Raw genomic sequence first — 24,267 nt, 5'->3', positions numbered from 1 at the left:
GAAAAAGAAAGTGTTATTACGAAGAATATACTTCGAAACTTCAAAAGTACTACAGCAAACTGAATATGGCAATTGCATACAGATAAAACCGTACAAACCGCAACAAACCAAATAATAGATAGTTTTTAAATTTATAGTGAATCATTCCCGCAGCCATACTCGTCATAGAAAAAGGTATAGGTAACAGCGCACCAACAACAATTAAAAACCCACCCCACTTGCGAATGTGTTTTAAGTGTTTTTTCATCTTGCCTTCCATATAAGCATAAACACGAGGAATGGTGAAAATCCATTTTCCTATAAAGTAAGAAATAATACCACCAATGTACGAAAGCGTTGCCAACAGTGTTAAATAAAGAATTGGCTGCGGCATTTTATCGCTCCAAGCAATAAATATTTCTGGCGGAACAAGGCCTAAAAGTGATTCGGATGCAAGAAAGACCAATAAAACATTTAGCGGAGCATACGTAATTGTAATGTAGGTAAATAAATCGCTAAAATCTACGACATATCTATCTAATGCAATTAACAACGCCACTACCACAATAATAGGAATGATTGCTTTTTTAAGGCTCTGCCCTACGAAGGAATAAAACCCAGTGTATTTATAATAGAGGTGGGTGCGTTTAAATTTGTTAGTTTCCGATTTTTTTACGGTGTTCATTATAGTTTGGGATAATTTTTTTTATTCTGAATATGCGTATTTACTTCTGCCTGTGTGGCATCGGTAACAGGGCACAAATATAAAGCTAAACCCTATATACTGCAACACTTTGGTAAAGCATTGACGGTTAATAGTATGTTAAACATTTTGAGTGGTTGTTGTGCTATTTTGTAAAAGGACTCTAACGTTAATTTTTCGTTAAAATACTACTTTGTATTACATAGTACTGTAACAAAACTATAATTGCTGCGTCTTTTAGATATAACCCGATAAAACAATTTATTATGAGAACTTTAGACAACAATCAATTAACAGCAAAGATGAAAACTTCAAAATCATATTCTTGGAATTTGAAAAGAAGGTTTCACTAAAAAATTAAATCGAAAACAATTAAAGACTAGGAATCATGAGAACATTAGACAACAACGAAAAACAACACAGACCCAGCAATTCCAAAGCGTATTTATGGAATACAAAAAGACGTTACAAGTAACCCCTATTAAAGAAAGCCAAAGATGAAAACATTGAGAAACATTCAAAAGAGAATTAAATGCGGATCGCAAAAACTACACACTTTGCAATATTTAAGCGCAAATAAACAAGTGTTTGAAGATCCCACAATTAGAAAGACATGCAGATATATTTATTAAAATTGCCCACGCCGAAATGAAGCTGAATTGAAGAAATTTAATTCAGCTTTTTTCTTTTCCTTTTTTCGGTCGCGGTTTGTACGTGCGTGGTTTTTTGTCTTCCGGTTTTTTAACTTTCCGCTCTGGCATCGGTCCTCTTAAGTGAATTACCAAACCGTTTAAAAAATTACGTAAAAACTGATCGCCACATTCCATATATTTCTCGTGACTTTCGTGTCTAAAAATAGCTCCCAATTCGCTTTTAGTTACTGCAAAATCTACCAAGGAACATATTTTTACAATATCGTCATCGCGTAATTTATGAGCTACACGCAGTTTTTTCATTATATCGTTATTACTTAAAGCCATAAAAATTTATTTGTTCAAAGATATATTAATTTATCCGCCATAAAAAAGCTTTATCTTCCCGTTATTTTTCTCCAGTTGGAACCATATAGACAGGAATTTCTGTACGTTCCAAAACACTTGAGGCAACGGTTCCCAAAAATATTTTTTCCAAAGTGCCGTGGCTGTGGGTTCCCATCACTATTACATCAGCATTCCACGATTCGGCATATTCAAGAATGCTTTTAGCGGTATCGCCTTCGGCTAAATGGGTTGTAACATTTTCTCCACCCAAATGTGCTGCAGTTTTTTCGAGATAATCTTTTGCAACTTTCACAAATTCTTCTTGAATCCTGAAATCTACCGGAAATGCATATCCCTCATACCCCATAAATGGTTCGTACTGCATTCCGTAATAACGCACTTCTGCTAAAACGTGTAATAGGCAAATTTCAGCACCCATCAATTTAGCCAGTTCTTGACCCTTATTTACAACTTTTTCTGAATTGGGATTATAATCGAGTGTAATTAGTACTTTTTTCATAAATTAATACTTTTGATTGCGCATTAAATATAACTTTCTTTTTGCAGTATTCCCTCATAAACGGTCGGGTAAATTTTATCGTAACATTTTACTTCTGTTTCTACTTGTTTAAAAATAAAACTTCTATTTAAATCGGAAAGTGTGTTACAGCCTGCAGCCGCAAAAAGTTCTAAAAATTCCTTTACTGTTTCATCGTGATAATTTTTAACACGCTTCCATTTTTCTTCAACAACCAAACCTCGCATTAAGCTTGGGTTATTTGTGGTTACACCCGTGGGGCAAGTATTGGTGTCGCATCGCAATGCCTGAATGCAACCCAAAGCGAGCATCATTCCTCGCGCCGAATTGCAAATATCGGCACCCATGCAAAGGGCTTTAAAAATATCGAAAGCAGTAAAAATTTTTGTTGCGGTTATTACTTTAATATCTTTTTTTAACCCATAGCCATTTAAGGTGTCCACCGCAAATACAAGTGCTTTTTCCCAAGGCATTCCCACGTAGTTTGAAAAATCTATGGGCGCGGCGCCCGTTCCACCTTCCGAGCCGTCTACTGTAATAAAATCGGGCTTGATGCCCGTAGCAATCATTTTTTCACAAATGTCTATAAATTCTTGTTTACTGCCAATACACAATTTAAATCCTATGGGTTTCCCTTCGCTCAATTCGCGCATTTGTTTCACAAATTTTAAAAATCCTTCGGCATCGTTAAAGGCTGTATGGCCCGGAGGTGATAGTACGGTTGTGTGCGGCTTTACACCTCTAATTTTAGCGATTTCTTCATTGTTTTTAACAGCTGGTAAAACACCTCCGTGACCGGGTTTTGCACCTTGACTGATTTTAATTTCAATCATTTTTACAGCGGGAATCGCGGCTTTTTCCTTAAACTTTTCGGGTGAGAAGTTGCCATCTTCTGTTCTACAACCAAAATACGCGGTCCCTACTTCATATACTAAATCGCCTCCTTTTAAATGGTATTCGGAAATTCCACCTTCACCGGTATCGTGAAAAAAATTACCAGCTTTCGCACCAAGGTTTAATGCCATAACTGCGTTTTTACTCAAGGCCCCAAAACTCATTGCTGAAATATTAAAAATACTCGCACTATACGGTTGTTTGCAATCTGGCCCACCTACCACAACTCGCGGTGCTTCTTCCAATAATTTTGAAGGATAAATACTGTGTTTCATCCATTTATAGTTTTCCTTTTCAACATCTAATTCAGTGCCGAATGGATGTGTTTCCTTTTGCAATTTTGATCTTTGATAAACATACGCTCGGTGATTTCGGTCTATTGGTTTGCCGTCTGTATCAGATTCTACAAAATATTGGTGAAGTTCGGGGCCAATCATTTCGAGCAAAAACCGCATATGGCCCAATACTGGGAAATTGCGCAGAATGGTATGCTTTTTCTGAAATAAATCATGGATACCAATTGCAAAAATTAAAACACCTATAATGGAAAAACCGTATGCTGGCCAAATAGCTGTACAGGTTATTATAGCAATTATTCCTATAGTAATAAACGTAAATTTTACTGCTTCTCTCATTATTCTATTCTTTTGAATTGTGAAAAAATCCTTTTATTTCATCCATTAAATTTTTCTTTTGACTTTCATCGCCTTTAACAGATAATAAAATTTCTTTCACTTTAGATTTTCCGAAACCCCAAGCTTCCTCTAACGTTATATTGGGCGGCAGCGACAGTTCACCGGGATTTGTAACTGCATCAATTATAAAAGGTTTGGGTGAAGCGATTGCCATTTCAATCGCTTTTTCAATATCGGTAGCGTGTTCCACCCTAATTCCATCACCGCCGCAGAGTTTGGCGTAATCAGCAAAATTTGGGTTTTGTAAACTCAACGCTTCATCTGCCATTGCATAGCCCGCTTCTTCCATTTCAATTTTCACGAATCCTAACTCGCTGTTGTTGTAAACTAAAATGTTAACAGGCCAATTGTATCGTACCGCGGTAATAAAGTCGTTCATACACATCCCGAACGCGCCATCGCCCACTATTGCCCAAACTTGCCTTCCGGGATTTACAGATTGAATACCCATTGCTGCCGGAAAACCAACCGCCATAGAACCGTGATTGAAGGAACCGAGCAGCCTGCGTTTACCGTGAAGCGTTAAATGATGCGCCACCCAAATAGCACTCTCGCCAACATCTACTGTAAAACAGGCATCGCTGGAAGCTTTCGCATTCAACACGTTCATAAAAAGCTGCGGATGCAAAGGCTCTTCGTTGTTTTTTAAACTACTGCTCTCCTTTTTTTGCTCTTTCCATTTTTTGAAGTTTTCAACCAAATTGTCTAAAAAGGAGGAGTCTTTCTTCGGAAGAATTTTAGACTCTAATTTTTGAAGTGTCGCTAAACAATCACCCTGCACCCCTATATCTACCTTTACTCGATTTCCAATATTTTCAATACGACTGTCTATTTGAATTACTTTAGAATCGTCTGGTAAAAAGTTACTATACGGAAAATCCGTACCCAGCATCAACAGCAGATCAGCTTTCATAACTGCGTGATAACCCGATGGATTTCCAATAAGCCCCGTTAAACCCACCACATTTTTATCGTCATTGTGAATAATATCTGAAGCGCGCAACGTATGCACAATGGGTGCCTTAATTTTTTCGGAAAGCGCCAACACCTCCTTTTTGCTTCCCTTGCATCCCGAGCCTGCAAGAATGGTAATATTTGCTGCTTCGTTTATAGCATTTGCAACCAGATTTATATCTTCATCTGAAGGCACTAAAACTGCATTGCCACGAAACACTGGATGTTTATAATGATCGCCCTGCGCTTCTTCAACCGCAATATCTACGGGAATTTCCACACGAACTACGGCGCGCTGTTCCAAAGCAATCTGAATGGCTTTTAAAACCACGCGGGGCGCCTCTTCGGCAGAACGAATTACAGCTTGATACGCACAAACATCGTCAAATATTTTGGTGAGCCCAACCTCTTGAAAATAGTTGGTTCCCATATTTACGCGAGCCACCTGCCCACTTATTGCAAGCACCGGGACCCGCTCTTTTTTTGCGTTGTAAAGTCCATTAATTAGGTGAAGTGTTCCCGGGCCAACCGTGCCCGCACAGACTGCTAGATTATCGGTCATTTGTGCTTCGGCGCAGGCTGCAAAAGCACCGTTTTCTTCGTGTCTTACAGCATTCCATTTTATACCATCGCCGTCACGGATGGCATCGGTAAATGTGTTTAACGCATCGCCAGTTACACCCCAAATTTGGGTTACACCAACATTTTTAAGAATTTCGAGGATTTGTTCGGAAACATTCATAATTTCATTTTCCTATAAAATTACAGACCTTAAATAGAAAAATGAAAGATATAAAGTACTAATTCTGTTTTGTTAAGGGAAGTTTAACGGTGCAAAGAAGCTATGAATTAAATACTAAACGAAAAATGAGACAAAAAGATGCTAATCATTTTCTTCAAGTTTGAAAAATTCATTTACCGGTTTATTGAAAACCTTTGATAACTTCAAAGCTAAAAGTGTGGAAGGCACATACCTATTGGTTTCAATAGAATTGATAGTTTGTCGAGAAACACCAATCTTTTCTGCAAGTTCTTCCTGTGTGAAGTTTAGGATGGCACGTTCTACTTTTAAGGTGTTTTTCATGAATTTCTTCTTTTTAAAGACCAAAAAGTCACTAAATAAACAATTAGTAAAAACCAAAGAATTTGAAAATCGCCCAAGTCTTCAAATTTTGCGCTTTCTGGTTTGAATATTAAAAATGCCGCGTAATTGATAATTGGTTGTACCAAAACGTAAATCACACCAATAATAAAAGAAAACGAAAAAGCCTTGCCTCGCAAATTTTCTACCAGTTCATCTTCAATTTTATCTTTTGAAATAACAACAATCAATAAACCAACAAGTGTTAGTTTTTTTAGAATTGACTTAATTACCAAATAATCACCGTCAAAAAACTTAGTGAGTATAAGAAATACGAACGAAATAATGAGTACGCCCCACCCTATTTTCTTCCAGTAGTTTGGCAACTTAAAATTGACCAACCAGTGCAATCTTCTTTCTTCCGAATCGCAAATTTTATTCATGTTCATAACAAAAAGTTCAAAGTGAATTAATGCAAGCTTACTTAACAATAAGACAAATATACTGTTTAATATGTAAACCTAACTTTACATTTCAAAATAATTTTATTTTGAACACTTGCGATGAATTTATCACATCATTTTTTACAATTAAAAATGTTTAAAGAAAAACTACTCCTTCACCAATATGGCTGTTGCTTTATTGCCTGTTAGAAGATTCCACTCATAGGAAGCTAGCAGATTGCCAATTTCGTCGTAGATATTTAATTGCGCTGTATTTGGGCCGGATGACCCTTGGTTTAATGCTTCAAAATCTATTTTGTTGAAACCCACCTGTAGCGGCACGTCCAACCCTCTAAAACTACCTTCCAACCTAGCCCTTGGAATTACTATTTCGCCATTTACATAAACCCGTATCATATCGCCATCCACAAATTGATGATCGCGATACATAAAAGTTGCTGTTTTGGCTTTGGTTTTAAAATCGCCTAAATACTGATCTTTTCCGTATTCGGGTTTTATTTCTTTGTCGGTGGTGAAATATTTTGGTGTTTTATTTGTGGTATATTCCTGTAAACCGTCACCATTTTGCATGTCTATTGGCTTTTCCTTTTCTTTTCCCAAATCTGAATTATTTGGCGTATTCGGGTTCTTGGTATTAGAAAGAGACGGTGCTTTTATCGCGGGAATTTCAAAACCCGTAGAACTGTTTATGTTGGAATTTGAGTTGTCAAAACGCACAGAATTACTTGGCAATTCAATTTGCGAAAATGAAGTACAAGCGGTTAAAAGAAAACCGAATAGAAAAAAAGGCTTCAACATGTTTTATAACGTTTCACAATAGTTAACAACAACTGCACCAAAAATAGTATTTGGCTTGGTAAAAAAATTTATTTCCAAAAAATTATTTATTCTTTTTTTTACGGCTATTTCTATAAATAAAATACAATAGCACGGCACACGCTGGAAGTACAATATAAATAATTATATCTGCCGGATTTGTTAAATCTATTGGTTCCTCACTGGGCTTGGGTACTTCGGTGGGTTTTTGTGCAAAAATTAAGTTGCCAATTAGTAGAAAAAATGACAAAAGAATGAGTTTATAAGGTTTCATATTATTTTTTTTATGAAAGTATGCAAAATAATTGGACTATCAAATTTTAACAACTTGTGTTAACTATTTGGAAATTACCCTAAAATGTCATACTATGCCGTGTTATTATAAAAAACACCAGAATATATGAGACAACTTAAGATCACGAAGCAAGTAACCAACCGCGAAACAAAATCATTAAACAGTTATTTACAGGACGTTAGTAAAATTGATTTAATAACTGCTGAAGAAGAAGTTGAGTTGGCTCAACGCATACGTGAAGGAGATCAACAAGCCTTGAATAAGCTGAGCCGGGCAAATTTAAGATTTGTTATTTCCGTGGCAAAACAATATCAAAATCAGGGTTTGAGTCTTCCCGATTTAATTAATGAAGGAAATGTGGGCTTGGTAAAGGCGGCGAAGAGATTTGATGAAACTCGAGGCTTTAAATTTATTTCCTATGCAGTGTGGTGGATACGTCAAGCAATTTTGCAGGCCATAGCAGAACAATCGAGAGTGGTTCGCTTGCCTTTAAATAAAATTGGCGATATCAATAAAATTAAAAAAGCTTCCATTCATCTTGAACAAAAATTTCAACGTGTGCCAACGGCTGCCGAAATTGCCAAGGAACTAGATTTTAGTGAATCTAAAGTAAAAAATTCTCTTAAAAATTCAACGCGAAGTTTGTCGATGGACGCACCATTTCAAGAAGGTGAAAACGATAACAATCTTTACGATGTGCTTAGTTCGGGCGAAAGTCCGAACCCAGATAAAAGTTTGATGCACGAATCACTTAGAATTGAAATTAACAGAGCACTAGATACACTGGCCCCGCGCGAAGCCGACGTAGTAAAATTGAATTTTGGTCTTTGTGGACAGCCACCAATGACGCTTCAAGAAATTGGAGACACGTTCGATTTAAGTAGAGAGCGGGTACGCCAAATTCGTGAAAAAGCAATTAGAAGGTTACGCCAAACTTCAAAAAGCCACATTCTTAAAAAATATCTTGGCTAAAATGTTAAAATATTGATGATTTCAATATTTTATGAATTTCTTAATAACGAGTATTATTTCTGCGGTTATCTTTATAAGACTAACCTTTCAACCAAATGACGCCAGAAATAATACTCGTTTTTTCTATTCTGTTTGTTACCATTATCCTTTTCGCATTTGAAGTATTTTCGGTAGACAAAATTGCGTTACTTTTAATTGCCACCCTCGCCTTAACTGGATTGGTAAAACCCGAAGAGGCTATTTCTGGTTTTTCAAATTCGGCTACAATCACGGTGCTTTCATTAATGATAATTGCCTTGGCATTAGAGGATAACGGCGTAATTGCGTCGTTAGCACGCTTTTTAAAAAACCTACATATATTACCGCTATTTTTACTGCTACCCGTACTTATGTTAATTACTGGCGGTATTTCGGCATTTATAAATACAACTGCCGTAGTAATTGTATTTATTAAAATTATTTCAGAATTATCCAAACGATTTAATCTTCCGCAGGCAAAGTTGCTTTTACCCATTTCTTTTGCTGGTATTTTAGGAGGCAGTTGTACGTTAATGGGAACTTCAACCAACTTAATTGTAAATTCTGTCGCCCGTAATTTGGGAGCGGAACGATTCAGTTTTTTTGAATTCTCGCTGTTTGGTGTTGTATTTTTAGTAGTTGGTATTATAATTATAACTATTGCTTCAAGATGGCTTCCAAAAGATTCAAAAGAGAATTTACGCGACGCCTACAATTTAGAAAACTTTGTTACAACTGTTGTAATCAACAAGAATTCAAATTTAATAGACAAACATATTGAAGATACCTTTCTGTTTAACAATTCAGAGATTTCTATTTTAAAACTTACCAGAAATAAGCAGATAACCAATGCTCCCGGCAAGTATATTACATTAAAAGAGAAGGATAAACTATTGTTAATGTGCGATATTGAAAACCTCTCCAAATTAAATGATGCAGAAGGATTAAGTGTTCATAAAAATCAAGATGCTTTTAAAAAGCCGAAACCAGAAGTTGATAACGAAGAAGAAACTCAAAAAAAACCAGACGATTATGGTTTTGTAGAATTATTAATTCTGCCAGGTTCTATTTTAATTGGAAAGTCTTTAAAACAATTGCGAAAACAAACCTTTCACAATGCCTTGCCTATTGCAATAAAAAAAAGAAAGAATATTAGAAATACCGAGGAACGGTTGGTTCGAAAAGAAATAGATCAGATTACGTTAAAACCTGGAGATCGTTTGTTGGTTGAAATACCCACCAATGAAATCAATCAACTTAACGAATTAGAAAATGTAGCCATTTTACGAGAGCATAAATCGCAATCTGTAAACAATCAAAAAAGAGTGCTTTCATCCCTAATTTTGTTATTGGTAATTGGCTTAGCCGCCAGCGGGGTGTTAAGTATACTAATTAGTGCACTAACGGGTGTTTCGTTATTATTGCTTTCGGGCTGCTTAAATCTCAATGAAGTTTATCATAGAATAAACTGGCAGGTAATTTTTCTACTTGCCGGAATGATTCCATTGGGAGTTGCCATGAACAATACAGGGGCAGACCGTTGGATTTCAGATTGGCTACTTCAAATTCTCAGTGGGCAATCTAATTTTATTGTAATTGGTTTAATTTTTTTAATAACAATGCTGTTGAGCAGTGTAGTGAGTAACAATGCAACTGCCATTATTATGACTCCTATTGCAATAGCCGTTTCAATTGGCTTAGACCTTGCTATGAAACCGTTTATACTCGCGGTATTATTTGGAGCCAATTTTAGTTTTTTTACCCCTATGGGCTATCAAACAAACACTTTAATTTATGGAATGGGGTTTTATAAATTCAAACATTTTTTTATTATAGGAGGTATAGTATCCTTGATTTTATGGATTTTAGGTACTTTTATGCTTTCATCAATTTTGTAAAATACACGTATGACAGAAGAAAAATTTTCAGTACAAGACGCAATTTCAAGCTTATGGGATAAACTAGACGGCTGGTTAGATGCTATTATTTTAAAGCTGCCTAATCTGGCTGTGGCAATTTTAATAATTGTAGTTTTCTATTTTATCGCCAAAGGGTTAAAAAAACTTTCACATAAAGTTCTTTTCAAAAAAGTAACTGATGAATCTATTAAACAAGTACTTTCCAAATTAATTTATGCTATTGTACTATTAATTGGTTTTTTTATAGCCCTCGGGGTTCTGCAGTTAGATAAGGTGCTTACTTCTGTATTGGCTGGGGCCGGAGTTATGGGACTGGCAATTGGGTTTGCTTTACAAGGTACATTGGGCAACACCGTATCGGGATTTATGCTTTCATTTCAACCAAAAGTACGTATTGGCGACTTTATAGATGCTCAAGGAAACGTAGGTTATGTAGAAGAAATTGACTTGCGTAATGTTACCCTCCGCCAACCCGATAATGATTATGTAATTGTTCCGAATAAAATTTTTGCAGAAAACTCCTTTATAAATTACTCGTGGACAGAGCGCGGCAGAGTAACCGTAAGTTGCGGTGTGGGTTACGAAGACGATCTGCAGAAAGTAGAAGATTTGGTAGTGAAAATAATTTCTGAAAATTTTGAGCAACGCCAAAACGAAGGCGTTGAGTTTTTCTTTACTGAATTTGGAGACAGCTCCATTAATTTTATGGTGCGATTCTGGATTACAAGTCAAAAGCCGAAACCCAAATATCAAGCACAACACAAGGCTATCAAACTTATTAAGAAAAACTTTGATGAAGCGGGTATCAATATTCCTTTCCCTATTCGCACTTTAGATTTCGGAAAAAACAAGTTGCAAATGGAGCCTAACCACGACGATTAAAATAGGTTAATTATTTAATTCTAGCTTTCTATGAAAAAATTACTCAGAATTTTATTGGCCGGGTGGGGCGCTAAAAAAATTGGTGGCGGCAAGTGCGGATGCATTGGTACCATTGTGTTGTTTATAATATTATATGTGGTTTTAGGGTATGTGTTTGAATGGTTCAACTAAAATTGTTTAACAAAACAATAGCATCCGTTAACTAATTTTTTGGTGCAAGAAGGAGTTATGTATACCATAAACCTAAAAAACTAAGTATTATGAAAAATGTTATTGCACTAACCATGATTGCAGGAGCGCTTATTGCCACATCTTGTGTATCGAAAAAGAAGTATGTAGAACTGGAAAATCAATACAACGACACCCGCTCTACACTGGCCAAAACGCAACTTGAAAAAGAAGAAATTGAAGCCAAATATGCTAAAATTGAAGAACGCGTAGCTAACTACAACGCAAAAATACAGTCGTTAACAGATTCTAACAACAACCGCTTACAGCAAGTTGAAGGCGTAGTAATCTCTAAAAACGATAAGGATAAAATGAAGCAAGCCCTCGCCAATGTAGATCAACAAGAATTAGCGCAGGCAAAGACTTTAAAAGATTCTATGAATCTAATCGTTTCTTACAACCTTAAAAAGAACTTGGATAATAGTTTAGTAGGCGAAGGTGAAGAAGACGATATTAAAATTGACATAGATGAAACAGTAGTGATGATTACAATTTCAGATAAGCTACTGTTCAACTCCGGAAGTGCTCGCGTAAACCCAAAAGCGAATCCACTTTTAGAGCGACTAGCTAATGTAATCAACAGTGAACCAGCCTTAGAAGTAATGGTAGAAGGGCATACCGATAGCCAAACGGTAAAACCGGGCGCCTACGTGAAAGACAACTGGGAGTTAAGTGTAGAGCGTTCCACTGCCGTTATTCGCACATTGCAAGACAAATACGGCGTAGCCCCAGAAAAGTTAATTGCAGCCGGCAGAAGCAGTTTTCATCCCTTAACCGAAAACGAAACAAAAGAAGGTCGCGCAAAAAATAGAAGAACGCGTATTGTAATTTTGCCAAACCTCGATAAATTCTTGGCTCTACTTTCTGCCAATTAAAAATAGAGAGTACATAACTATGGTAAAGGCGGTTCATTTAAAAAATGAACCGCCTTTTTTTATAAGCTTATGAAACTATTAATTATTTTGAAGGTGGCATTGTAGGCCTAACTTCTATCTTACTTGGCAACGTACGCGGATGCATTTTTAGCAAATCAATAACGAGTTTACCAATATCTTCCTTTTGAATTTTCCAGGCGTCTTTTGTATCCGGTTCATTGTTATTAAAATAAGTTGAAACAGAACCTGGCATAATTGTACTCACTTTAATACCGTGTTGACGCAAATCTAGCATTGCCGCTTGCGTAAAACCCGTTAATCCAAACTTACTGGCATTATACGCGCTTCCACCTTTAAAGAAGTTAGTACCCGCCAAACTGGATATACTTATAAAATACCCTTGGTTTTTCTTCAATTGATCTACGCTGGCTTTTAAGGTATAAAAAGGCCCAGAGAGATTTGTGTCAATTGTTTCGTTCCACTGCTCAATAGTAAGCTCATCTACAGAACCAAAATGGCCAAGCCCCGCATTTGCAATCACAATATCTAAATTGCCAAATTGCCCAACCGCATCCTTTACCGCTTTTTGTTGACTCTCGTAATTGCGCACATCGGCTTCTAAGCCTATAGCTTGTGCCCTATCGTTTCCGTTCGCATTTAACTTTTTAGCCGCTGCTTCGGCTGTTTCTTTGGTTCTTCCAGTAATGGCCACGTTAATACCTACTTTCATCATTGCTTCGGCTATTCCAAAACCAATTCCTTTTGTACCGCCTGTAATGAGTGCGGATTTTTTTCCTAAATCATTCATGTTTTTTCGTTTTTCCCAAAGTTACAAATAGTGATTGCGAATGTTATTAAATTCTACTTAAATTTGAAGTATGAAACTACCTTCAATTCTCCTCTCCGCGTTGCTATTCTTGAGTTTTTCTTCCGAAGTAAATTCGCAAGACACGCTTGTAAATTTGAAGGACCTTTCAACAGAATTTGGATACGAAATACGGTACGCAACCCCCAACAATTTTATAGGTGAAACACTGTACGATTGTGCCGAATGTTTACTTCGCCCCGAAGTAGCCGAAGCTCTTTTACAAGCAAACCAATACTTTTGCGAAAGAGGCTACCGCATAAAAATATACGATTGCTACCGCCCGTTGGATGTGCAGAAAAAAATGTGGGCAAAAGTTCCACGACCTACCTACGTTGGCAATCCGTACGGCAATGGTTCCGTGCACAATAAAGGTGCAGCGGTAGATATTAGGTTGGAAACTTTAGAGGGTTGTTACGTTGAAATGGGTAGCGATTACGACTACTTTGGAAAAGAAGCGCATATTGACAATTTCAATTTTTCAAAAGAAATATTAGCCAACCGAAAGCTGCTTTTTGAAGGCATGCGAAAATTTGGCTTTAACACGATCCGCACTGAATGGTGGCATTTTAGTTTTCGAAAAAATTGGAGCTATAAAACATTAAACACTCCGTTGCCCTGTGAATAATGGTTCTCTACGCTTCTGCGTTTCAAATTTACTGCGAAGACACTGAGGTGGCAGCATTTATTGCTTTTCTTCTTTTGCAAACTCCGGACTATTTCTGAATTTAATAGGAATAGCATCCTCGGTTCCATAAATTTTAAGCTCCTTAATGTCTGCCGGTAAATTAAACCCTCTTTTAAAAAGTTCTTCTTTAACCTGCCGAATAACCAAACCTCGCAAAACTCGGGAAGCCCTGCGATAATCGAGTGTATCCACCCAAAAGAAGACTTTCAAATTTACGGTGCTTGCCGCTAATTCGTCTTCAATTACAAAGTTTTCGTGCTCTTTATCGCGTATTAATTCGTCATTTGCATCTATAATTTCTTGAATAACCTTTTTTGCGGCCACAATATCGTCTTCGTAACCAATGCCAACGGTAAAATCTACTCTGTAAAAACCATCGGCGGTATAATTTTCAACGGGTTTGGTAAGCACATCGCTATTCGGAATGTAAATATCACGCCCATCAAAAGTTTTAATGTGAGAATACCGAAAACTCAATTCCTTTACCTTTCCAAAAATATCATCAACCTTTATGGTATCGTTAATATTAAATGGTCTATTGAAAGCTAAAATAATTCCCGCTAAAAAATTCTTTCCAATATCCTGAAAGGCAAAACCCAAAATAATAGCGCCGCCGCCAACGGCAGTTAGCAAACCTGTGGCTATTCCGTCCAATCCTGCAACTTTTAAAGCTAACATAATTGCAATAATTATTAATATAATTTTTACGGCCTGTGCCAAAAATTTCGACATTAATGGGTCTTCAGATTTTTGCTGAAAACGTCTTTTGTAAAAATTGGTGAGCAATTGTGCCAACAAAACACCCAAGATTATTACTAAAAGTGCCAGGGCAATTCGGGGTAATACTTTTAAAAATTCAGCGTAGTAATTCTCAAGAGACTCATGGATAGTTTCGGTTGGGGTTTGTAATAGTAAAAGCATATTTTTTCTTTTAAAGATAGTAATTCTGTATAAAATAATTTAAAGTATAAATTATCCTTAAAGTGTAGCGGGACCAATTGCAACTTGTATCTTTGCCAAAAAAATATTTACAGTGGAACTTTCAGTAAAAACATTTAGATTTATTAGCACTTTGGAAGCGATTTCGTTTCTGGTACTTTTAGGAATAGCAATGCCATTAAAATATATTTGGCACATGCCACAAATGGTGCAAATTGTTGGGATGGCACACGGTGTTTTATTTGTGCTCTACGTTGGCGGCGCACTTTATATGTATAAAAAATTAAATTGGTCTGTTACAGATCTGTTGATTGTAGTAATGTGTTCTATATTGCCTTTTGGACCTTTTTATGTAGAACGTAAATACCTATAATGAACGCCGAAACCCTACAAGCATATAGTTGTATTCTTCAAGATTATTTAGTTAATGAAGGCATGGGTTATGGTTGGGCGGTCTTTATAAATGTGGTAGTTAATTCTATTATAATTTTAATAGCCGTCGCTATTTTAGATGTTATTTTTAGAAAAACCATAATACAAGTTTTTAAGGCTTTTAGCAATAAAACCATCTCCACTTTTGACGATTATTTAATACAGAGCAATTTTCCAAAGTATATTGCTCACTTAGTACCTTTAACAATCATTTGGTATCTCATACCAATTATTTTTATGGAATCGCCTTTGGTAATTGGGCTGTTGCTTATTGCTGCCAAAGTATATTCTGTAGTTCTTTTCGTTCTTATTTTCAGAAGTATCTTGCGTACCACACGTAATTTTATGGAAGAAAGCGAACGCTACGGCGATAAGCCGCTGGAAAGTTATGTGCAGGTAATGATGATTTTTGCCTGGGGTATTGGCATATTTTTTATAATTAATTTACTTACGGGCTATTCGGTAACGAGCCTTGCAACTTTAGGGGCCGCGTCTGCAGTAGTTTTACTTATTTTTAAGGATACTATTTTGGGTTTTGTGGCCAGTATTCAAGTTTCGGTTAACGATATTGTGCGTATTGGCGACTGGATAACCTTTAGCAAATTTGGCGCAGACGGCTTTGTAACCGAAATAAATCTCGCCACAGTACGCGTGCAAAACTGGGACAATACCTTTACAACCATTCCTACCTATAGTTTAATTGCCGATTCTTTTCAAAACTGGCGCGGAATGCAGGATAGCGGCGGAAGAAGAATTAAACGCTCTATTTATATAAAACAGTCGTCCATAAAATTTCTATCGGAAGAAGATTTGGAACAATTGAAAAAAATCTCACTTATAAAACCTTATATTGAACACAGACAAAGAGATATTGATAAATTTAACCGCTTAACCGAAGCAAATAAAGAAGTTCAAATCAATGGTCGAAACCAAACAAATCTTGGGGTTTTTAGATATTATATTGATGCTTTTTTAAATGAAAATACTGCCATTAATAAAGATTTGGCGTTAATGGTGAGACATTTGGAACCAACCGAAAAAGGCTTACCAATTGAAATTTACTGTTTTAGCAAAGACAAACGCTGGGTAAATTACGAACACATTCAAGCAGATATTTTTGACCATTTATTGGCAGCAACACCTTTCTTTGACTTAGAAGTATTTGAATTACCAACTGGGAAAGATTTTAAATCGCTAGCCTGATTTTATTTGGCCAAACGGTCTTTTACAAATTCTTTTTTTGTTTTGCCGTGTTTGCACGGTTTTCCATCTTCACCCAAACCAACCATTATTATTTTATCGATGCTAATTATAACTTCGCGGGTCATTTTATTTCGTACCTCGCAACAAAGCGTTATTGACGTATTTCCGAATCCAATTGTATCAATTCCTATTTCAATAATATCGCCTTTTTTTGCAGAGCTTCTAAAATTTATTTCACTTATAAACTTTGTTACCGTTCGCGGATTTTCAAGTTGAATAATTGCATAAAGCGCGGCTTCTTCGTCAATCCATTGCAGTAGCCTTCCTCCAAATAGTGTTTCATTAGGGTTTAAATCTTCGGGTTTTATCCATTTTCGTGTGTGAAAATTCATAGTTTAAAATTATTTAAAAGTTAGTTGCTAGCTTGTTCAACTTTCACCTATTTATTAATAAAAACCGTTTTTCTATTTACAAATTCACGAATGCCGTGTTCACTCAATTCTCTACCATAGCCGCTATTTTTAATGCCACCAAAAGGTAATCGCGGATCGCTTTTTACTAATTCATTTATAAAAACCGCGCCTTCATTAAATTGAAGAGCAAGCTTCTCAGCCGCTTCAGTATCTTTTGTAAAGAGCGAAACCCCTAATCCGAATTTTGAAAAGTTTGAAAGCTCAATTGCTTCTTCCACATTTTTAAAAGTTGTTACAGACAGTGCGGGACCAAAAGTTTCTTCGTTAAAAACTGGCATATTTTTAGTGACGTTTGTTAAGATTGTCGGCTCAAAATAGGCGCCTTGTCGCTTCCCTCCTATTTCTAATTTTGCGCCAGCTTTAATAGAATCGTTCACTTGATTTTCTATATCTTTCGCAAGGTCTTCACGTGCCAAAGTGCCAATAAAGGTATCTTTATCCATTGGGTCGCCGCTCTTAAGTTCAAGAACATTTACAAGCATTTTTTCAATGAATTCTTCCGAAATGGATTCATCAATAATCAACCGTTTTCCTGCAATGCAACTCTGCCCCGTATTCTGAAAACGCGCTTGCACGCAGATTTCAATAGTTTTATCAATATCGCAATCTTTTAGTACAACCAGAGCATTACTTCCGCCCAATTCTAAAACTGTCTTTTTTATGTTTTTCCCAGCAATGGAAGCTACGGAGGATCCAGCTGGCCCGCTTCCGGTAAGGGTTACCGCTTTTACTTTTTCATTTTCAATTATAGCTTCCACGGCATCGCTTCCTATTAATAAAGTTGTAAAGCAATTCTCCGGAAAACCTGCACGTTTAAAAACTTTTTCAATATTTAAAGCGCTGCCAAAAACATTTGATGCGTGTTTCAAAACCCCTATATTTCCCGCCATTAACGCGGGAGCAGCAAACCTAAATACTTGCCAAAATGGATAATTCCAAGGCATTATTGCCAAAACAACTCCCAACGGCTCGTAACTAACATAACTTTTATGGGCATCGGTTTTTATCACTTCATTTTCTAGTTGCTGTGCCGCGTTTTCGGCGTAATATTCGCAAACCCAGGCACATTTTTCAACTTCGGCGATGGCTTGTGAAATTGGTTTCCCCATTTCCAAAGTAATTATTTCGGCATATTCTTTTTTATTCTTCTTTAATTCCGAAGCCGCCGCAAGCATAAGTTTTTTCCGCTCAGAAAAAGTGGTTTCACGCCAACTGTAAAAGCGTTTATCTGCTTTGTCAATTATTTTAGAAACTTCCTTTATTGTGTGATTTTTATAGGAATTTAATGCTGTGCCCGTATACGGATTAAGCGAAGTGGTTGTGGCCATGGTTTTTCTTTTAAAAGTATTGAAAACATTGGTAAAAATGCCTCCGATTAAGATGATTTTAACGAAGCGAATGTTGAAAATAAACCCTGCAAACTTTCGTTACCTTTAAACGAATATGATACATTTGCTAAACGATACATTCGTTAAAATAATCGATAAAAATATTACTAAACCAAGACTCGAAGTTGCCGATACGAGTCTAATAAGCAAACCTTTAAACTATGAAAAACATAGCACTTACACATATTCACGAGCAATTGGGCGCCAAAATGGTTCCTTACGCAGGTTTTAATATGCCCGTTTCGTACGAAGGCGTAAACGCAGAACACGAAACCGTTCGCAAAGCAGTGGGCGTTTTTGACGTTTCGCATATGGGCGAATTTTTAGTTTCTGGTCCAAACGCTATAGATTTAATTCAAAAAGTATGCAGCAACGACGCTTCAAAAGTGGCTGTTGGCCAAGCACAATACAGTTGTTTTCCTAATGAAACTGGCGGAATCGTGGACGATTTAATTGTTTACAGAATTGAAGATGAAAAATGGTTGTTGGTAGTAAACGCGTCTAATATTGATAAAGACTGGGCGTGGATTTCAAAATACAATACTATGGGCGCGGCATTGCGTAATCTTTCTGATGATTATTCGCTACTTGCAATTCAAGGTCCAAAAGCTATTGAAGCTATGCAATCTTTAACTTCTGAAGATTTAAGCGCTATAAAATTTTATCATTTTAAAGTTTCAGATTTTGCTGGAATCGAGCACGTAATTATTAGTGCAACCGGATACACCGGAAGTGGCGGTTTTGAAATTTACTGTAAAAACAACGAAGTAGAGCAAGTTTGGAACAAAGTGATGGAAGCTGGAGCAGATTTTGGAATAAAGCCAATTGGTCTTGCTGCTCGCGACACATTGCGACTAGAAATGGGCTTCTGTCTTTACGGCAACGATATTGATGAAACTACGTCGCCTTTGGAGGCTGGTTTGGGCTGGATTACAAAATTCACCAAAGATTTTGTGAATTCTGAAAATCTGAAAAAACAAAAAGAAGAAGGCGTTAAAAGAAAACTCATCGGTTTTGAATTAACCGAACGCGGCATACCGCGCCACGATTACGAAATTGTTGACAAAGACGGAAATAATATTGGAATTGTAACCAGTGGCACCATGGCGCCATCTTTAGGCAAGGCCATAGGATTAGGATACGTAACAGTAGAAAACAGCGCTCCCGGCACCGAAATATTTATTCAAATTAGAAATAAGCCTGTTGCAGCAACAATTGTAAAAACACCGTTTTACAAAGGCTAATGCTAGATTATCAAGCAATATTAGAGGAAATTCATCAATCGCTAAACAGTGTTAAAGATACTGGTGAAGTTGCTTCATATATTCCCGAATTGGCCAATGTTCCAAAAGAAAAATTCGGAATTCACTTACAGTTAATTACCGGTGAAAATTTTTCGGTTGGCGATGCTTCGGAAAAGTTATCTATTCAAAGTATTTCAAAAGTGCTTTCGCTCACAAAAGCATTTCAACTTGTGGGAAACCATTTGTGGGAACGTATGGATGTGGAACCTTCGGGTAACCCATTCAATCATCTTTCACTTTTAGAATTAGAAAATGGCATTCCCAGAAATCCGCTAATTAATTCGGGAGCCATTGTGGTTGCAGATATTCTGCTTTCTAATTTAAAAAATCCGAAGAAAGATTTTTTAGATTTTGTACGCAATTTAGCACACGACAATACTATTTCATTTAACGAAAAAGTTGCCGAATCGGAAAGATTAAATGGTTACAATAATTATGCTGCGGCCAATCTTTTAAAATCATACGGCAACCTGCATAATAATGTTGAAGATGTATTGGATTTTTATTTTCATCAATGTTCTATTATGATGGATTGTAGGCAGCTTACCAATGCTTTTTTTGTTTATGCCAATAAGGGAAAATGTTTAAAAAACATACAACATTTAACCGCTAGCCAAGTTAAACGTATAAACGCAATTATGTTAACCTGCGGATTTTATGACGAGGCTGGCGAATTTGCTTTTGAAGTAGGTTTACCCGGAAAAAGTGGTGTTGGTGGCGGCATTGTAGCACTTTTACCGCATTGCTTTACCATTGCAACTTGGGCGCCGGCTTTGAATCCGCAAGGCAATTCATACTTGGGAATGAAGGCGTTGGAACACTTTACTACAAAAACAAAATTGTCCATTTTTTAAATATTTCGGAAAAGAGTTTAATGATAAAAAAATTGGAAAAACAACGCATTTTAATTTTGGGTGGCAGCGGCTTTATTGGCAATGCTATTTACAAAGAACTGCTTCCCTATTTTGAAGTGCATTGTACCTATTGCAAACAATACGGAGCATTCGCAGAAAATCATGTTTTTCATAATTTCTGTGCTGAAGAAGATTCCATGTTTTTATTGCTGAATAAAATTAAGCCCACTATTATAATTTCGGCTATAAAGGGCGATTCTAAAAGCCAGTTTGAAGCGCATCAACAAATTGTAAATTACGCCTTGCTTAATGCGAGTTGTTTGGTACTTTATATTTCTTCCTCAGAAGTATTTGATGGGCAATTTAAACTTCCTTCGTATGAAAGCGATCCAACATTAGCCGTTTCAGTTTCGGGAAAATTTAAAATTTCAGTTGAAAAGTTATTGTTAGAAATTATTCCCTCACAAACGGCAATTTTACGCCTCCCAATTGTTTTGGGAATTAATTCGCCTCAAATACTACATTTACGGCAGTGCATTCGCCATCAAGCTACTTTTGAGGTGTTTCCAAATTTGGTAATTACTGCCACAACTATTAATAAAGTTTGTCAACAAATTCATTATATAATCAACCAGACTTTGGTCGGAATTTTTCATTTAGCGAGCAAAGATATGGTGCATCACGAAGATCTTTTTAGAGAAATTACAGCTAAAATTGGCGATAAAATGCCTATCTTTAAAAGTGTATTTAGCAGTAATGAAGATAGATATAATGCAATACTTCCGAAGGGAAACAAATTGCCAAATCAACATCAAATTACGGTAGCACAAGTTATTGAAGAATGTAGTTTAAACGAAGAAATTATATCAATTAAGTAGATACGCAAGACATTGCGCCTCAATTAAAAAACCCACACACCATGAAAGCATTAACTGAAAAACAAATAAACGACAAATTGAAAGCATTTGAAGGTTGGGAATACCACGAAGGTGCATTACACACTATTTTTGAGTTTGAAGATTTTAAAGAAGCCTTTTCAGCAATGACGCGAATTGCCTTTGAAGCCGAAAAAATGCAACATCACCCGGAGTGGAGCAATGTATATAATTCACTTGAAATATATCTTTCCACCCACGATGCAGATGGAGTTACAGAAAAAGATTTTGAATTGGCGCAGATTATAGATAAACTTATAGGTTAGTTAATTTGATATGCCAGTCAAATTTTTAAATTTGCAATAACTAAAAAACCATTCGTCTGCAACAGAAATAGAGACGGTTTATTTCTATTGCGGAAGAAAAATTCACCAAAATCATTATAAATATGGGAAGAGCTTTCGAATTTAGAAAAGCAAGAAAAATGAAGCGTTGGTCTGCAATGTCTAAAGCATTCACACGTATTGGAAAAGACATTGTAATGGCTGTGAAAGAAGGCGGACCAGACCCTGATTCTAATTCTAGGTTACGTGCTGTAATTCAAAATGCGAAGGCTGTAAACATGCCTAAAGACAATGTGGAGCGCGCTATAAAACGTGCAAGCGACAAGAGTTTGGGCGATTATAAAGAAGTTCTTTTTGAAGGTTATGCCCCACACGGAATTGCAATTTTAATTGAAACGGCGACAGATAATAACACGCGTACTGTTGCAAATATTCGCAGTTATTTTAATAAATGTGATGGTAGCTTGGGTACTTCTGGATCTGTGTCGTTTATGTTTGACCATACCTGTAATTTTAGAATAAACCCAGAAGGCTTGGATATTGAAGAATTAGAATTAGAGTTAATAGACCACGGCGTTGAGGAGATTTTTGAAGATGAAGACGGAATTTTAATCTACGCTCCATTTGAAAGTTTTGGTGCTATTCAATCGTATTTAGAAGAAAAAAATATTGAAATACTTTCTTCAGGCTTTGAACGTATTCCGCAGGTAACAAAAAAATTAACAGCTGAAGAAGCTGCAGATGTTGACAAACTTTTAGAAAAAATAGAAGAAGATGACGATGTGCAAAATGTCTATCATACCATGGAAGAATCTTCTGAAGAAGAATAAAAAGAATTTCAAAAAATATAAAAAGCCACCCGTAATAGGTGGCTTTTTTTATATAATAAGAAACTAATTTTTATCTATCAATAAAATATAAAGATGAGGCTCCTGCGTATGGCGAACTTAAACTTGGTACTAAGTTTCCACCTGCTCCAATTTCATTAAAGAAAAGAATTTTACCGCCTTCGTTTGCGCGTTCTGCAATAAATACAGTCTGGCTTGGACTATCGTATTCTACCGACACTGGGTTGCCAAGTTCAGTTAACCTACCCGATACTCGCACTTGATTACCGGCAAAACTTAATGTACCACCATTTGGAGTTGCATTAAATTTAGTGATAAATCCATTTATAAAATGAAAACCTCCATCACCATCATTTGATGCGTCTCCAATATCTGTTAGTACCACAAAACCATCGTCTTCGGTAATTCCGTGTGTGCGGGTAATACCTTCAATAGTTATTTGTTTATCTGGAGTTGCGGTAACATCTGTAGTATAAGTTGCAATAAAACTTTTAAAAACTGCTATATCACCTGTTTTATCAACTACTGAATACAGATCGTTGCCTATTAGTTCTATTCCCCAAACGGCATAATTTACGGTAACAATATTTCGCAAAGTATATCCTGAATTATCTCGCGTAAAAATAAAAAACCGGCCTTCATCTGTATCGGGATTATTATCGAGGTCTGCATTGTCTGAAACAATATAAACATCGTCTTTTACAGCAATATCGCGAGGACTTTCTAAAACTGTATCGCTAGAAAGAAATAGGCTTAGATTATTACCGCTATTTACATTATCGATATTTGAATACGTATTAATTACAGATTGCGACCGGGAAGCCACAACCAGTTCACTGGTATCTTCGTCGTAATAAACTCCTTCATTATCTTCTGAACTGGTCATTAAGGAACGCAGTACAATACCGTTTGGTGTAAAATCATACGACTGAATTGCAGTACTCGTGTTACTCGTAGCGTATAGATTTGCCAAAATCGCTACTGGAGTTGGCTCCCCTCCACCACCGGTTTCATCATCGCTACTGCAAGACACCACTGTAAGTGCCAAGGCAAGAATTGGAATTAAGTATTTTAATCGTTTCATAGTTTTATATTTTTTATGCATAATTAATATTAAGATTCAAAATAATGCCACATTTTTTGAATGCTTAACTAATATTTAACAACAAATTAATGATTGGGCGCGAGACGAAAATTTACATTTCAATATCATAGGAATACGCTTTATTTTTTCCAATAACACCCTTGTAAAACGAACGAAGTTTTGGTATATCTGATGCAATGTCTCCACTTGGAAAAAAAGGATTGCCTATACTTATTTTTTTTGATCCATAATTAAATGCTACGCAAATTATAGGCACTTTGGCTGCTAAAGCCATATAATAAAAACCCGTCTTCCAAGTTGCAACTTTTTTACGCGTACCTTCGGGAGAAAGTGCCAATCGAAATTCTTCTTTGTCATTAAACAACTCGGCAATTGCTTCAACTTTATTCTGCCCGGGGGTCCTATCTAATTTAACGCCGCCAGTCCATCGAAAATACCACCCAATAGGCCACACAAAAAGTTCTTTTTTAGCAATGTAATTAATTTTAACTTTAGTTAGGCGTCGTGTAAATAACCCCAAATAGAAATCGTGCCAACTGGTATGCGGAACAACAATTATAACAGCCTTCTTAACCGTAGGGTCAAAAGAACCTTCAATTTTCCATCCCATTACTTTTTCAAAAATAAATTTTGTAAGTCCCATAATTCGTGTGGGG

At 36.4% G+C, this 24,267-nt stretch carries 28 protein-coding genes; 13 read left to right on the top strand and 15 right to left on the bottom strand.

Features of this window, described 5'->3' with window-relative positions; genetic code table 11:
* Positions 1–49 precede the first annotated feature (49 nt).
* The 9 genes from K8089_RS06660 to K8089_RS06620 all read right to left on the bottom strand — a co-directional run bounded on the left by K8089_RS06660 (position 50) and on the right by K8089_RS06620 (position 7,378).
* Positions 50–664 (bottom strand): YqaA family protein, encoded by a 615-nt coding sequence (locus tag K8089_RS06660; protein ID WP_237602505.1) that lies wholly within the window; start codon positions 662–664, stop codon positions 50–52.
* Between the two features lie 692 nt (positions 665–1,356).
* Positions 1,357–1,662: a DUF1456 family protein gene (locus tag K8089_RS06655; protein WP_237602504.1), complete on the bottom strand. Its 306-nt coding sequence runs from the start codon at positions 1,660–1,662 to the stop codon at positions 1,357–1,359.
* Between the two features lie 61 nt (positions 1,663–1,723).
* The gene (locus tag K8089_RS06650; RefSeq protein WP_237602503.1) at positions 1,724–2,182 is read right to left on the bottom strand and encodes a universal stress protein; all 459 of its coding nucleotides are present in this window, start codon (positions 2,180–2,182) and stop codon (positions 1,724–1,726) included.
* A 23-nt stretch (positions 2,183–2,205) separates the two neighbouring features.
* Positions 2,206–3,729, bottom strand: coding sequence for an FMN-binding glutamate synthase family protein (locus K8089_RS06645; protein ID WP_237602502.1), 1,524 nt, complete (start codon positions 3,727–3,729; stop codon positions 2,206–2,208).
* A 4-nt stretch (positions 3,730–3,733) separates the two neighbouring features.
* On the bottom strand, positions 3,734–5,485 hold the full coding sequence (locus K8089_RS06640) for a thiamine pyrophosphate-dependent enzyme (RefSeq protein ID WP_237602501.1): 1,752 nt from the start codon (positions 5,483–5,485) through the stop codon (positions 3,734–3,736).
* A gap of 141 nt (positions 5,486–5,626) precedes the next feature.
* Positions 5,627–5,827, bottom strand: coding sequence for a helix-turn-helix transcriptional regulator (locus tag K8089_RS06635; RefSeq protein ID WP_237602500.1), 201 nt, complete (start codon positions 5,825–5,827; stop codon positions 5,627–5,629).
* Positions 5,824–6,273: a hypothetical protein gene (locus K8089_RS06630; protein WP_237602499.1), complete on the bottom strand. Its 450-nt coding sequence runs from the start codon at positions 6,271–6,273 to the stop codon at positions 5,824–5,826. The genes K8089_RS06635 and K8089_RS06630 overlap by 4 nt, the downstream gene beginning before the upstream one ends.
* A gap of 162 nt (positions 6,274–6,435) precedes the next feature.
* The gene (locus tag K8089_RS06625; protein WP_237602498.1) at positions 6,436–7,086 is read right to left on the bottom strand and encodes a hypothetical protein; all 651 of its coding nucleotides are present in this window, start codon (positions 7,084–7,086) and stop codon (positions 6,436–6,438) included.
* 82 nt (positions 7,087–7,168) lie between these two features.
* Complete coding sequence (locus tag K8089_RS06620) at positions 7,169–7,378, bottom strand: adenylosuccinate synthetase (RefSeq protein WP_237602497.1); 210 nt, start codon at positions 7,376–7,378, stop codon at positions 7,169–7,171.
* 126 nt (positions 7,379–7,504) lie between these two features.
* Between K8089_RS06620 and K8089_RS06615 the strand changes: the two genes are divergently transcribed.
* From K8089_RS06615 to K8089_RS06595, 5 genes are all read left to right on the top strand, one after another.
* Positions 7,505–8,371: a sigma-70 family RNA polymerase sigma factor gene (locus tag K8089_RS06615; RefSeq protein ID WP_237602496.1), complete on the top strand. Its 867-nt coding sequence runs from the start codon at positions 7,505–7,507 to the stop codon at positions 8,369–8,371.
* 95 nt (positions 8,372–8,466) lie between these two features.
* Positions 8,467–10,287: a sodium:proton antiporter gene (locus K8089_RS06610; RefSeq protein ID WP_237602495.1), complete on the top strand. Its 1,821-nt coding sequence runs from the start codon at positions 8,467–8,469 to the stop codon at positions 10,285–10,287.
* Between the two features lie 9 nt (positions 10,288–10,296).
* Positions 10,297–11,190 (top strand): mechanosensitive ion channel family protein, encoded by an 894-nt coding sequence (locus K8089_RS06605; RefSeq protein WP_237602494.1) that lies wholly within the window; start codon positions 10,297–10,299, stop codon positions 11,188–11,190.
* A gap of 30 nt (positions 11,191–11,220) precedes the next feature.
* On the top strand, positions 11,221–11,361 hold the full coding sequence (locus K8089_RS06600; protein ID WP_237602493.1) for a hypothetical protein: 141 nt from the start codon (positions 11,221–11,223) through the stop codon (positions 11,359–11,361).
* Between the two features lie 89 nt (positions 11,362–11,450).
* Positions 11,451–12,293 (top strand): OmpA/MotB family protein, encoded by an 843-nt coding sequence (locus tag K8089_RS06595; RefSeq protein WP_237602492.1) that lies wholly within the window; start codon positions 11,451–11,453, stop codon positions 12,291–12,293.
* An 82-nt stretch (positions 12,294–12,375) separates the two neighbouring features.
* Here K8089_RS06595 and K8089_RS06590 read toward each other — a convergent pair whose 3' ends face one another.
* Positions 12,376–13,101 (bottom strand): SDR family oxidoreductase, encoded by a 726-nt coding sequence (locus K8089_RS06590; RefSeq protein WP_237602491.1) that lies wholly within the window; start codon positions 13,099–13,101, stop codon positions 12,376–12,378.
* A 70-nt stretch (positions 13,102–13,171) separates the two neighbouring features.
* Between K8089_RS06590 and K8089_RS06585 the strand changes: the two genes are divergently transcribed.
* Complete coding sequence (locus tag K8089_RS06585; protein WP_237602490.1) at positions 13,172–13,786, top strand: M15 family metallopeptidase; 615 nt, start codon at positions 13,172–13,174, stop codon at positions 13,784–13,786.
* A gap of 57 nt (positions 13,787–13,843) precedes the next feature.
* Here K8089_RS06585 and K8089_RS06580 read toward each other — a convergent pair whose 3' ends face one another.
* Positions 13,844–14,767 (bottom strand): mechanosensitive ion channel family protein, encoded by a 924-nt coding sequence (locus K8089_RS06580; protein WP_237602489.1) that lies wholly within the window; start codon positions 14,765–14,767, stop codon positions 13,844–13,846.
* A gap of 103 nt (positions 14,768–14,870) precedes the next feature.
* On the opposite strand from K8089_RS06580, the gene K8089_RS06575 reads away from it, so the two are divergent.
* Both K8089_RS06575 and K8089_RS06570 read left to right on the top strand, forming a co-directional pair.
* On the top strand, positions 14,871–15,158 hold the full coding sequence (locus K8089_RS06575; RefSeq protein WP_237602530.1) for a DUF3817 domain-containing protein: 288 nt from the start codon (positions 14,871–14,873) through the stop codon (positions 15,156–15,158).
* Positions 15,158–16,420, top strand: coding sequence for a mechanosensitive ion channel family protein (locus K8089_RS06570; protein WP_237602488.1), 1,263 nt, complete (start codon positions 15,158–15,160; stop codon positions 16,418–16,420). Before K8089_RS06575 ends, K8089_RS06570 begins: the two co-directional genes overlap by 1 nt.
* Before the next feature lie 2 nt (positions 16,421–16,422).
* Here K8089_RS06570 and K8089_RS06565 read toward each other — a convergent pair whose 3' ends face one another.
* Together K8089_RS06565 and K8089_RS06560 are read right to left on the bottom strand one after the other, a co-directional pair.
* Positions 16,423–16,812 (bottom strand): acyl-CoA thioesterase, encoded by a 390-nt coding sequence (locus tag K8089_RS06565; RefSeq protein WP_237602487.1) that lies wholly within the window; start codon positions 16,810–16,812, stop codon positions 16,423–16,425.
* Positions 16,813–16,859: 47 nt separating this feature from the next.
* Positions 16,860–18,221, bottom strand: a complete 1,362-nt coding sequence (locus K8089_RS06560) for an NAD-dependent succinate-semialdehyde dehydrogenase (RefSeq protein ID WP_237602486.1) — start codon at positions 18,219–18,221, stop codon at positions 16,860–16,862.
* A gap of 221 nt (positions 18,222–18,442) precedes the next feature.
* Between K8089_RS06560 and gcvT the strand changes: the two genes are divergently transcribed.
* The 5 genes from gcvT to K8089_RS06535 all read left to right on the top strand — a co-directional run bounded on the left by gcvT (position 18,443) and on the right by K8089_RS06535 (position 22,488).
* Positions 18,443–19,525, top strand: a complete 1,083-nt coding sequence (gcvT, locus tag K8089_RS06555; RefSeq protein WP_237602485.1) for a glycine cleavage system aminomethyltransferase GcvT — start codon at positions 18,443–18,445, stop codon at positions 19,523–19,525.
* Complete coding sequence (locus tag K8089_RS06550) at positions 19,525–20,439, top strand: glutaminase (protein WP_237602484.1); 915 nt, start codon at positions 19,525–19,527, stop codon at positions 20,437–20,439. Before gcvT ends, K8089_RS06550 begins: the two co-directional genes overlap by 1 nt.
* A gap of 20 nt (positions 20,440–20,459) precedes the next feature.
* On the top strand, positions 20,460–21,317 hold the full coding sequence (locus tag K8089_RS06545) for a sugar nucleotide-binding protein (RefSeq protein ID WP_237602483.1): 858 nt from the start codon (positions 20,460–20,462) through the stop codon (positions 21,315–21,317).
* A 41-nt stretch (positions 21,318–21,358) separates the two neighbouring features.
* Positions 21,359–21,640 (top strand): 4a-hydroxytetrahydrobiopterin dehydratase, encoded by a 282-nt coding sequence (locus tag K8089_RS06540; protein WP_237602482.1) that lies wholly within the window; start codon positions 21,359–21,361, stop codon positions 21,638–21,640.
* A gap of 122 nt (positions 21,641–21,762) precedes the next feature.
* A complete protein-coding gene (locus K8089_RS06535; RefSeq protein WP_237602481.1) occupies positions 21,763–22,488 on the top strand; it encodes a YebC/PmpR family DNA-binding transcriptional regulator in 726 nt (241 codons plus the stop codon).
* Positions 22,489–22,558: 70 nt separating this feature from the next.
* Here the strand turns inward: K8089_RS06535 and K8089_RS06530 are convergent, their stop codons facing one another.
* Together K8089_RS06530 and K8089_RS06525 are read right to left on the bottom strand one after the other, a co-directional pair.
* Entirely contained in the window at positions 22,559–23,590 is a 1,032-nt protein-coding gene (locus K8089_RS06530; RefSeq protein WP_237602480.1) for a hypothetical protein, read from the bottom strand.
* 112 nt (positions 23,591–23,702) lie between these two features.
* Entirely contained in the window at positions 23,703–24,254 is a 552-nt protein-coding gene (locus tag K8089_RS06525; protein WP_237602479.1) for a 1-acyl-sn-glycerol-3-phosphate acyltransferase, read from the bottom strand.
* Positions 24,255–24,267: the final 13 nt, after the last annotated feature.

It is taken from the genome of Aequorivita vitellina (assembly GCF_022008365.1).
Taxonomy (GTDB): Bacteria; Bacteroidota; Bacteroidia; order Flavobacteriales; family Flavobacteriaceae; genus Aequorivita; species Aequorivita vitellina.
The sequence above is the reverse complement of the archived record's forward strand: the minus strand, read 5'-3'. Positions and strand labels throughout refer to the sequence as shown.